Genomic DNA, 11,549 nt, shown 5'->3' with positions numbered 1-11,549 from the left:
TCGCCGCGACGCGCGATCACATCGCGCTGATCTGGACGGTGGACGCGCGCGCATCGCCCAGCGTGACGATCGCGGGAAGCTTCACCACCGTCGAAGCCCCGCGGCCCAGGTGCTTCGACGCGCCGTTGCCGTCGACCGTCCAGGTGCCCGTCCGGCCATGGGCGACGAGTTCCGCGCAGTCGCCGCCGGGCAGCAGCACCACGCTCGCGTGCTGCGCCGAGACGCTGAGATCGCCGACGATGACGAGGTCGCAGTCCCGGCTGCGCCCGATCGTCACCTGGTCCACCGTCGTCACCTCGACCGTGTCGACGCCCGTTTCGCTCATGAACGTCACCTTGGCGAGCGGCCCGGCACTGCGTGTCTCCGCCGGCTGCGAGCCTGCCGACCGCGCGGAACGCGTCGACGCCGCGGAGGTCGACACGGCCGACATCTCCGCGGCGACGGGCGCAGCGGCGGAGCGCGGGGCGCTCGATGCGCTCGGCAGCAGCTGGGCCGGCCCCTCGTGGCCCACCAGCCTCAGCGCGTTCGCCGCCGCCGCCTTCGCCGACTGTCCGATCGCGATCACGACGGCATCCACGTCGCCGACGTAGAGGGCGACGCCGTCCACGTGGAGGATCGATCCGCGCTTGCGGGCCTGAGCGCGCACATCGTCGGCGTGGTGAGAGCCCGTCCGCGTGAAGCGCGCCGCATTGACCGCCACGACGGCCTCGACCGCCGCGGCATCCGCAGCGGCACGCACGATGCCCTCGGCAAGCTGCGTGTTGGAGGCCACCCATCCGCTCAGATCGTGCGGCACCAGCACCGCCAGGCTTCCCGACGGAGTGATCTCGTGATCGAGGCTCAGCATGACATTGGTCTTCACCTCGCCCTCGGTCGAGTCGCGCACCTCGGCCGCGAATCGCGCTCCTTCGCCGGGGGCCGATACCCCGAGCATCCCGCCCAGGCGCGACGCCGCCCACCGCAGCCGCATCCGATCCACGATCGCCCGCCCGGCCCGCGATCGCGCGAACATCACCGCCCCGATCCCCAGCACCAGCACGAACACGACGGCGAGCACCGCGCTCGCCGCCCCCAGCCCCTGATCGAGGCTCTCCGCCGTCGCCATCATGGCGTTCCTCTCCTTCTCTGGGACGACGATCCCTCGTCGCCTGCGACGAGACCGCCGCTGAGAATGAGTGTGACGACCGCGGTCCTAGGGCGCGCGCACGGTGTGCGCCGGAGAGATCGGCACCCACGCGAAGAGGTTGACGATGGGCGGCGCGACCTGGGCGAGGGCATCGGTGACATCCAGCAGCACGACGTCGCCGCGCGCTCCGTCGGTGATGACGAGCTCGTCCTCCGCCCAGCCGACGCCGGTGACCTCGCGGTCGCCGGCATCCAGCGTGATGGTCCGGTTGTTCACGATGAGCAGCAGCGGACCGGTGCCACGAGCCGTCGCCGTCGAGAGCGCGACCGTGCCGTCGTCACGCAGGGCGACGTCGGTGGCGACGAGCCCTCGTCGCAGCAGGTCGCCGGCGAGGAGGTCGCCCGTCGCCTCGTTCACCTCGTCGCGATGGCGCGGATCCTCGGGGTCGTAGCCGACGGTGGCGATGGCGTTGGCGACCGTGTCGGCCAGCCGCACGCGGCTCACCCGCTCGTCGCCGAAGACCGATGCCTCGGCGAACAGGAAGCGGTAGCCGTCGTCCCCCGTGCCCTCCACCTCGAAGGCGATCGGCGCGATGTCGACGTCGGCGCCCACGACGCGGTCCTCCGCCGCGATCGGGCCGCGCTCGGGAGTGGCGCACGGCGGGGCGGCTTCGGGATCGCCCACCGACACCTCGGTGAAGAGGGTCAGCCCGGTTGCGGTGTTCGCATCGGTGGTGAGCGTCACCGTCGGTCGCTCGCCACCGGGGACTCCCTGGGCGCGAAGCAGGAGCGACAGTGCACGCGCCTCGAAGCTCGCGATCTGCCCGCAGCGCGCGTAGAACAGCTTCTGATCGGCGAACTCGATGTCGGTGAGGCCTTCGATCGGAATCCTCACCGACACGTAGTCGCCGCCGCGGTAGCCGCTGACAGCGAGCAGGCTGACCCCGTCCGAGTCCGTGCCCATCTCGTAGCGGATCGACGTGACGGCCGGCTGCTCGCCCTCGGCAGCCAGATCGCCATCGATGATGACCTCGTAGGGGCGGTTCTCCAGCGTGTTGAACTCCCACAGGCCGGATGTCTCGGTGCCGGTGGGACCCGACTTGATCCGACCGAGAGAGGGCGCGTACCAGACCACGCTGCCGTTGAGGAAGTCGGGGCGGGTGGCGCTCATGATCGCCGTGTCGCCGAGGGAGTAGTCGTGGACCTGGGGCGACTGCACATCGACATCGCCGATGGCGACCCACTGGTCGCTGTCGGGGGCGAGCTTGAGGATCGACGCCGTGCAGGATGCCGCGACCGGCGCCGCCGTGTAGATCGCGCCGTCCGGCCCGCCCTGGGCGAGCGGCTGCCAGTACCCCACACCCGTGATCAACGGCGAGCGCCCGGCCTTGTCGACGCAGACGTCCTCTTCGGGGGCGTCGGCCAGCGCCGTGTCTGCGCACGGCCACTCCGCGTCTTGCACCGTGCGCACCTGGACGGCCGGCTCAGCGGGGCGGGTTCCGTCGGCGGCCAGCGGATAGACGCAGAAGCTCTCGTTGACCAGCAGGCGGGTGCCGTCGGACACCGCGTCGCGCATGTACGCGCCGGGGGCCACCGGGTCGATGACGCGCGCGTCCGCGTCGGGTCCCTCCTCGTTGACGCTGATGTAGACGGTCCCCTCCGCGGTGGGGCGCGTGGCGACCTGACGCAGCTCTCCGTCCTCGCGGTAGATCGTTGCGACGTCGTCCGCGCAGGTCGTCCCGTCATCTCGCACGCGAAGCATCGGATCCACCGTCGAGGGGGCCGTCAGTGAGATCTCCCACACCTCCGGTTCGATCTCGCCGGTGTACTCGCAGGCCTGTTCGGTGGGCTGTTCCCCGCCGTCGGGCGCGATCTGCGTCGTCACACCCGTGACGTAGGCGACGTCGTCGATCACCAGGATCTGACCGTCGCGTCCCGGCCCCTCGCCGGTGCGGACCTCGTCGGTGAGCAGCGTCGTCGTCGACGCGACGGAACCGTCCGGCTGACGGGCGAAGTCGAGCAGCGTCACGCCGTCGATGCCGATCAGGACGAGCGTGTCGTCGTCGACGAAGTCGAGTGCGTCGACGCTGCGGACAGCGGGATCCGATCCGTGCGCCCACTGCACCAGGGTGCTCTGCGTCGAGTCCAGTGCGGGTTCGGGAACGTCCGAGAGCGCGTTGGTGCGCGCCCCGCCTGCCCAGCTCAGAGTCCGCAGCACCGCGTAGGGCACGGCCGCCCGTGACTCGGGGACGATCCACACCACGTCGCGGTTGATGCCGACCCGATCGACGATGGCGACATCGCCTCGCGCGTTCACCGCGATCGCGTGCGGGTTGATGAAGACGGGCTTGTCGGACGGGATGCCGGGGACCAGCGCGGTCGCCGTCGTCTCTGCCACGTGCGACGACACGGCCGCGGCGACCGGGGTGGCGATGGGGAGAAGCAGCGAGGCCGCCGCGATCGCGGCGATGACCGCCGCGGCGACGGCGGCGAAGAGTGCAGGCCGCGCGCTCTGACGACGGCGTGTGGCGAGGAAGCGGGCGAGGCGGGAGTGGATCCCCGCTGCCGCGAGCCCCGCGCCGGCCCAGACCGCTGCCCCGCTGAGTGTCACGGGGAATCCCATCCCCCAGGTCGTGAGCGCGGCCAGGCACGCGCCGGTGAGCAGACCGGTGATCATCGGCCAGACCCACGGAGCGGGGGTTCGGTCATCTGCCGGGGTGGCGGCGCGCGCGATGATGCTCACGACCAGGAGCACCACTCCGATGCCGCCGAGCAGGCCCGCCGCGATCCATTGCTGCAGCGTGTCGACCGCCGCATCCGGGATCGGCATGAGCTGCAGCCAGCCGAGCACCAGCGCGGCGCCTGACACGGTGGCGACGACGGCGAGCGCGAGGGGGAGCCCCCGCAGCAGCGCGAGCCCTCGGCGGGCGCCGCGCGCCGCAGCGCCGACCGCTCTCTTCACACCGCCGGCGAGTGCGCGAGGCCGTCGACGAGGCGGTGTCGTCGGCGTCGCGGGCGCACGAGCGGCGTCTGCCGCGGGGGCGAGCCCGATCAGCGTCCGCAAGGACGGAGGCAACGGCGCCGCGGGTGCAGGATCCGTTCGGCGCAGATACTCCTCGAGTTCGCTCGCATCCAGCGGACCGATCTCGTCTGCCAGCGCCTGGAGCCGGGGGAGCAGTTCGCGCGCCCGCACCAGCCGATCGTCGCCGTCCGTCGCGGTCAGCAGCGCCACGCTGTGGGCGAGCGCCTGTCGTGCCTGCTCGCCTGCGGGCACCCGCTTCTGATCGGCGGGCGACGGCGGGCTCAGTTCGAGTCTCACGCTCTCGCCGTGCGGATCGATCCCCTCCGTCTCCCATCTGCCGGCATCGCCGTCGACGTACGGTGTGCTTCCCCCGTGCAGCAGGATCCACGCCGCCAGGCCCGCACCCCACAGATCCGTTCGCACCGTCGGCAATGTCGGACGGCGGCCGCGCACCTTGCGCTGCTCGGGCGCGAGGACGCCCTCCGCGACGTAGTCCCCGTCGCTGCCGGGGAGCCGGGCGAAACCGAAGTCCCCGAGGACGACCCGCAGCTCGCCGTCGCGTTCGACGAGGAACCAATTGGCCGGCTTGATGTCGCGGTGCGCATACGGCAGTCCTTCGCCACCGCCTCGAGTGCGCAGGGCGCTCAGCTCGATGAGGAACTCGACGCTCTCGCGCAGCGCCGTCACCGCGAGCGCCACTCTGATGCGATCGGGCGCGGGATAGAACTGGTGCAGGGCGCCGCGCGCGCGCTCGAGCGCGACGATGTCCATGCTCGTCCCCCCGCCCCAGTCGGCCTTGCCCTCGCCGTAGTAGGTCAGCGTCCGTTCCGCCAGCACGCTCGTCGGGAGACCCTTGTAGGCCGCGCGCTCCACCCAGATGCGGTTTCCGCGCTGCGGGCCTTCGTCGGCCTTGACCGCGATCAGGCGCTGGGTCCCGTCCAGAGCCGTGAGCGTCGCGGCGTAGACGGCGGTGGCGTCCGCGAGCCTCGTGCTCCGATCAATGTCGACGATGGCCGTGCCGCATCGTCCGCCGGTGACCTCCACGGGCGTGATCACGGGATGACGCTCTCGACGCGGAGCACGACGGCGGTGCAGTTGTCGGCGACGGGTGCGGAGGTGCGCCGCGCGTACGACACCAGTTCGCGCGCGGCAGCCTCTTCGCCGGCGGTGCGGAGATCATCCAGCATGCGGGCGACGAGCGCCGGGCCGGCGACTTCGCCGACTCCGTCCGAGACGACGGCGATCTGATCGTTCGTCTCCAGCGGCACGGCGATCACGGTCGTGCGAGACGCGAGTCGAGCAGCGGGAGTGATCCAGCGCGTGACGGCGCTGCCGAGGTCACGGCGGTCCCGTTGATCCGGGACGATCTCACCGTCGCGCAGAGCCGTGGCGAGACGATTGTGCGGCACCGTGGCTTCCACGACGTCGCCGTTGCGCACGACGATGCACCGGCAGTCTCCGACCGTGATCAGCCACGCGATGTCGCCGACGACGAGCGCGGCCGCGAAGGTGGCGGCGGATTCGGGATGCAGCGATCCGTCGGCGCGCGCCTGGGCGAGGTGTCGCTGTACGTACGACGGCAGCCGCATGGCGTAGTCCGCGGCGGCGATGCGGTTGCGCTTGTGGCCGGCCAGCGCGAGATACGACGCGGCGGCCTCGACGGCCGAGGCGGCGCAGCGCGCACCATCGGGCCTGCCGCCCATACCGTCGGCGACGATGGCGAACTGCGCGCGACGGTTCTTCGTGACAGCGGCATCCCACCGATCCTGATTGTCGGCACGATCGCCGCCGTCGCTCGCTCCCCAGGGCGCGGTCATCGCGTCATCTCGGAGGTCTCGACGGGGAACTCGACTCCCGGCCGGAGGACCCCGCACGCGATGAGCTGCCGCAGGACCGGCAGCAGTTCCAGCGGCTGCGCGTTGGTCTGGTGGATGACGCGCCCCGGCGCGCTCTCCTCGGGTGCCACCAGATACGGCTCGAGGCCCAGCACGCGCAGCGCGCGCATCCAGGGCTCGTCGCTGCGGAAGTACAGCTTGTTGCACGCATTGCGAAGGGGGTCGAACGGGCGCTTGTGCGTGGTGGCGAGGGCTCTGCGAACGTCCGTGACCGCGTCGTCGTCGATGCTCGTGTGCGGATGCGCCTGGAGCCACGCGGCGATCGCGGGGAGTACTTTGAGCTGCTCCTTCGTGCGCCCCACGCCATCCCGCCACCAGTGCTCGCGCACCAGACTGCGTGCCTCATCGAGAACCGTCGCCGGCACGGGGTTCGTGAGGGCGGGGGGAAGAGGATCGATGCCGGAGATCCGCACGAGAAGACGCAGGGATCGCGCACTCGTCACGTGCTCCACGTCGATGTACTCGGCGCCGCTCGTGACGAAATCCAGCCGGCACGTCCACCTCGACGGATCCGTGCGAGTCGGGCGCAGCCGGAATGCCCCGTTGTGCATGAAGCGGAATGCGCCGTCGGGCCTCACCCGCGCCGTCACGTCGACGTGATCGTCGAGGACATCCAGGCGGAGCAGCGAATGGCTGACCTGCTCGATCGGCACGCCGGGGAAGTCCCGCTCGTCCCACGCGAGGCGCTGGCCGAGGGCCTCGTCATCCTGTTCGGGGGGCGGGGGCGCTCCCCACCAGGCCGACGATCGCTGGTAGATCTGCGCGAGGCGGCGCGATTCGAGCGGCTGAGAGTCCGCGAACCGGACGGCGGTCACCTCGACGCGGGCGATCGTCCACCCCACCGGCAGCCCCTGCGTCGTGTCGATGTCTGTCATGTCACTCCCCCAGGCAGACGGACTCAGTTGTGATGCTACCGCCGGTCTGCACGGCGATCTCACCTGCCTCGGCCGCGATGACGGCGGCGGGCGCGAGCGCGGGCGACGCCGCACGGTCGGCGGTCCCCGCGATCCGGACGACGATGACGATGTCGTCGATGACGACGACGGCGAGCGAGTCGAGCACGCGGATGCCGTCGACGACGCGATCCGGGGTGCCCGTCTTGGCGAGGACGTCGTGACCGGCAAGGCCCGGGGCGTCTCGGATGCTCCGGGCCGATCCGAAGGCGACCGCGTTCGCCATGCCCTCACGCACCACCGCGGACGCGGCCGGTGACAGGGGCGAGCCGACCGGTGCCGGCTGCCGTGGGATCGCGTCCTCGCGGCCATCCGCCTGGCAGACCGACGCGAGCATCCCCGGCCCCACGGCCTCGGCATCGAGTCCGAGAGCGTGCGCGAAGACGGCCGCGAGATCGGGGAGCGTCATCCGGACGCTCTCCAGCCCGATCGCCGTCCGCGCCAGCTGTTCGGTCGTGAGGTCCGCCCCGACGAGGCCGGTCGTCCCGTACGAGGGCGCGGGGGCCACGGCATCCATCCCGAACAGTTCCGTCAGGGCGGAGGAGATCCGGCGAGGACCGACCTGCAGCATGATCGCCGCGGTGACGGTGTTGCACGAGGCGGCGATCGCCGCCTGCGCGGTGGTGTCGGCACACGCGCCGCCCCACGCGTTGGTGACGCCGGCGAACGACTTCTCGTCGGCCTCTGGCGCTGTCGTCACGCCGAGGTGCGCGGCGGCGGCGAGGACCGGCACCTTGAACAACGACCCCGGAACGACGACGTCCTCCCGCACCGCTGCGCGCAGGGGACTCCCGGCCACCGTGGGCGCGAACTCGTCCGCGGCGAGCACGCCTGTCGCCAGCAGCTCGGGATCGGGTCGCTCGGTGACGCTCATGCCGGCCAGCAGGTCGAGGGATGCCCCGTCCACGACGACGGCGGACGCACCGGGGTAGGGCGCGAGGGCTTGCGCGACGACGTGCTGCAGGCCGGCATCGATCGTCGTCACGACGTCCGCCGGGCGGCAGCGGGGTCCGAGGATTCCGCGCAGCAGCGTCTGCGGGGACCTGTCTCCGCAGACCAGCCACGCCGAAGCGGCCTGCTCGATGCCGTACTGGTTCATCCCGGGGAAGAGCGCGCCGACGATCTCGACTCCTTCGCCGCCGAGCGGCCATCGACGATGACCGTCGGCATCCGTTTCCGCCATCACTGCGCCGTCGGCCGAGAGAACGCGTCCGCGTTCGAGGAGTGTCGCGTATCCGGTGCGGGTTCCCCGCGGGTCGGGTGCGAACAGGTGGGTCGAGCCCACCACGAGCATCGCGGTGACCGTCACGATCGCGAGCGCGGTGATCCCCGACGCGACGGCACGGCCGACGCGATCTGCGGATGCATATTCTGCGGCGCCGGTGGGGCGCGACCGCCGAGGCGTTGCGATGACGACGCCCAGCGCCAGCCCCCACGCCAGCCATGAGCTGCCGGCGACGGCAAGCACCGGGGGCGCGAGGCCCGTGAGAGGCGCGGCGCCGAAGGACCCGCCCCCGGCCCACGCGAGCTGGATGGCGAGCGCCGAGATCGCGCCCAGCCCTGCGATGGCGCCCGGATCGTCGGCACCCACGAGGCGGCGCGCCAGACGGCGGAGGGCGAAGAAGGTCAGCGACAGGATGGCGAGGGCCGGGAGCAGCCCGATGGCACCCGCCGTGTAGGCCAGGAGATAGTCGGAGGCGGCGACGGGGATGGACTCGGCGAAGCCGTTCGATCCGATTCCGCCGGCCCAGACGAATCCGCCATGCCCGAGCGCCAGCCGGGCGATGTCGAGCTGGTAGCCGCCGTCGATCGTGTCGAGCAGACGGTTGCGCGCGACCGGCACGGCCGCGAGTGCGACCACGAGCGCCCAGGCCAGCCCGACCATGCAGACGACCACGACGAACCGCGACCGCAGGGCGCGAGCGGCCATGACGATCACGGCGATCAGCATGACCACGAGAGGCCCGAGGTCGCGCACGCTCGCCAGCGCGAACGGGACGAGGGGCACCAGCGAGATGAGCACCGCGACCACCCGCACGCCGGCGCGCTTCACCGGCGCGAGCCCCGCCGTGGCCGCATCGGTGCCGCCGAGCGCGGACATCATCACGCCGATGCCGAGGATCGCGAGCACCATCGCGATCTCGCCCACGACGAGCGTCCATCCTCCGATCGAGACGGTGTTCACGCTGCCGGCGAGCCACGGCGCGGCGCGCAGGAGGATCGACGCTGCGCCGAGCGCGGCGCCGACCGAGAAGAGCATGCCCCGGCTCGCGCGGCGGAGCCGTGCACGCAGCGAGACGCCGGCGATCACTCCCAGAGCCCCGGCGAACCCGGCGGTGACGGTCGCGGAGGCCGCCTCGAAGTGCATGGCGATGCCGGCGCCGATCGTCGCGACGACGACGAGCGCGGCCACCGCGGGCCAGAGCGCAGGCACGGCACCGTGTCGCAGCGGATGGGGGGAGCGCCGCTGACCCGCGACTCGCCGCGAGCCGGCCCGGGGACGAACCGAGCGGCGAGGTGAGGTGATCATGGTCATGCGGTCATCGCACCACGGCCCTCCCCGGCGCGCGCGCACGCCGTGCGCCGGCACCGGGGCGAGCACGGCATAGTGAGATCGGGAGGCGAGATGCGCGCGACGACGATCGGACGGATGATCGCGGCACTGACCGGGGCGGTCGGGGCGGCGGCACTGCTCCCCTCCTGCACCGCGGCGCCGCAGGAGGTGCCCGTGCCGTCGTCGGCCGCCGCGTGGGGCGAGGCCATCGTGCCGTACGCCGAAGAGATCGCCTTCATCGTCGAGCAGCCCGACGACGCGAGCGGATCCGTCGACCGCGCCGCCACCACGACGGCCGATCCCGGCGCTTCGGTGCGGTTCACGGCATCCGTCACGACGTCCGAGCCTCTCGAGGACACCCACCTGGTGCTCTCCGACTCGAGTGACATCGGGCGCGTGAGCGAGGTCCGGCTCGTCGAGTCCGGCGTCGAGCACCCGGTGGATGCCCAGGAGCGCGCCGCGCTCGACAGCGACGGCGGGCTGCCCGTCGGCGACCTCGCGGTCGGATCGAGCCTGGAGTTCACGTTCGAGGTGACCCTCGCCGAAGACGTCGTCTGCGGCTCGCCCACCTACCGGGTGTGGTTCGTGCTCCGCGCCGACAGCGGTGCCCGCAACTACGGCGCGGGAAGCGTTCAGGCCCTCACGCCGGAATGCTCCGCCGCGACGCCGGTCCCCGCCCCGTAGGCGATCCGCGCCCCGCTCACCCCGCGAGCGAGACCGTGTTGCGAAAAGAGTCGGGGCTCGACCCGAGTTCCTTGAACGGGCGTATTACTATTTCGCTGTCTCTCGCGAACACCCCGAACCAGGAGCCTCCATGCCTCTCCGCGCGCCCTCTCGTCTGCTCTGCCTCACCGCCGCCGGCGGTCTCGCTCTGTCGCTCCTGGCGGGGTGTTCGAGCACCCCTGAGCCGGAGGCAGCCGTCTCCGTTGCAGGCCTGGACGCCGAGCGCGCCGCGGTGCGCGATCAGCTCGACGAGCTCTACGCCGCGGCGGTCGGCGACGGTGAGACCACCGTGGGTGTCACCACCCTCAACGCCGCAGCGTTCGACCAGCCCGATGCCAAGGGATTCGGCACGGTGGTGGCCCTGTTCGAAGAGACGTTCCCCGAGATCGACGTGGTGGCCATCGACGTCTCCTCCACCCCGCTGGCGGAGAAGATCGCCGCAGAGGAGCGCAGCGGCAGCCGAGCCAGCGACGTCGCGCTCAGCAGCATCCCCGAGCTCTACCAGCTGCAGCAGGACGACCGCCTCGCCGACTTCATACCGGCCGGTGCCGACGATCTGTCGGACCAGGAGAACTTCCGCGATCCCGAGGGTCAGGCCTACGAGGTCTCGCAGGGATACACGGGCCTGACCTTCAACACGTCGGAGCTCAGCGCCGAATCCGTGCCGACGACCCTCGAAGAGCTCGCCGAGCCGGAGTGGAAGGGCCGGTTCCGGGTACTCGGGCCAGGCCAGAGCCAGGTGCAGGGAGCGATCGCGCTCGCGCTCTATCTCGAAGACGAGGGCGTCGAGGAGTTCGATCGAGACGCGTTCGCCGCCGTCGCCGCCAACGGTGCGGTGACCAACAACCAGTCGACCTACGCCGGCGGAGTCGCTTCTGGCGAGTACGACCTGAGTCTGTTCGGCCCGGCGGTGCTCTCGTTCACGCTCAAGGCCCAGGGTCAGCCGCTCGACTTCATCGACAGCGACGTCACCCGGGCGAACTCGGTGTGGACGTCGGTCCTCGAGAACGCGCCGCATCCGAGCGCCGCACGCCTGTTCGCCGCGTTCCTCCTCACCCAGGTCGCGCAGGAGGCGATCTCGTCGGGCACCTACTTCAACCCCACCGTGAACGGCGTGCCGGAGAACCCGCTGCTGTCGGGAATCACCAAGCCCCAGCAGATCCCGTTCGACAAGGTCGTGGAGTACACCGATCGCGCCGCCGAGCTCGCCCCCTCGCTCTACCCCGATGGTGCACAGAACGCGGGTTGAGAGCGCGGCGCGGCGCGTCCCGACCGGA

The 11,549-nt window shown here is 71.6% G+C and carries 7 protein-coding genes; 2 read left to right on the top strand and 5 right to left on the bottom strand.

Annotated features, from left to right (window positions below; genetic code table 11):
* Positions 1 to 16 precede the first annotated feature (16 nt).
* The 5 genes from KEC57_RS10630 to KEC57_RS10610 form a co-directional block, all read right to left on the bottom strand.
* Positions 17 to 1,108 (bottom strand): FHA domain-containing protein, encoded by a 1,092-nt coding sequence (locus tag KEC57_RS10630; RefSeq protein WP_229384598.1) that lies wholly within the window; start codon positions 1,106 to 1,108, stop codon positions 17 to 19.
* Between the two features lie 84 nt (positions 1,109 to 1,192).
* The gene (locus KEC57_RS10625) at positions 1,193 to 5,203 is read right to left on the bottom strand and encodes a serine/threonine-protein kinase (RefSeq protein ID WP_229384597.1); all 4,011 of its coding nucleotides are present in this window, start codon (positions 5,201 to 5,203) and stop codon (positions 1,193 to 1,195) included.
* Positions 5,200 to 5,964 carry a PP2C family protein-serine/threonine phosphatase gene (locus KEC57_RS10620; RefSeq protein WP_229384596.1) on the bottom strand — a complete coding sequence of 255 codons (765 nt, stop codon included), beginning with the start codon at positions 5,962 to 5,964 and terminating at the stop codon, positions 5,200 to 5,202. Before KEC57_RS10620 ends, KEC57_RS10625 begins: the two co-directional genes overlap by 4 nt.
* Positions 5,961 to 6,917: a hypothetical protein gene (locus KEC57_RS10615; protein WP_229384595.1), complete on the bottom strand. Its 957-nt coding sequence runs from the start codon at positions 6,915 to 6,917 to the stop codon at positions 5,961 to 5,963. The genes KEC57_RS10620 and KEC57_RS10615 overlap by 4 nt, the downstream gene beginning before the upstream one ends.
* 1 nt (position 6,918) lies before the next feature.
* A complete protein-coding gene (locus KEC57_RS10610; RefSeq protein ID WP_229384594.1) occupies positions 6,919 to 9,429 on the bottom strand; it encodes an FtsW/RodA/SpoVE family cell cycle protein in 2,511 nt (836 codons plus the stop codon).
* 192 nt (positions 9,430 to 9,621) lie between these two features.
* Here KEC57_RS10610 and KEC57_RS10605 point away from each other — a divergent pair, with 192 nt between their 5' ends.
* Both KEC57_RS10605 and KEC57_RS10600 read left to right on the top strand, forming a co-directional pair.
* Positions 9,622 to 10,233, top strand: coding sequence for a hypothetical protein (locus tag KEC57_RS10605; RefSeq protein WP_229384593.1), 612 nt, complete (start codon positions 9,622 to 9,624; stop codon positions 10,231 to 10,233).
* Positions 10,234 to 10,363: 130 nt separating this feature from the next.
* Positions 10,364 to 11,521 carry an ABC transporter substrate-binding protein gene (locus KEC57_RS10600; protein ID WP_229384592.1) on the top strand — a complete coding sequence of 386 codons (1,158 nt, stop codon included), beginning with the start codon at positions 10,364 to 10,366 and terminating at the stop codon, positions 11,519 to 11,521.
* Positions 11,522 to 11,549: the final 28 nt, after the last annotated feature.

This window comes from Microbacterium allomyrinae, assembly GCF_020682705.1.
In the GTDB taxonomy this organism is placed as follows: Bacteria; Actinomycetota; Actinomycetes; order Actinomycetales; family Microbacteriaceae; genus Microbacterium; species Microbacterium allomyrinae.
This window is presented reverse-complemented; position numbering and strand designations above follow the sequence as displayed.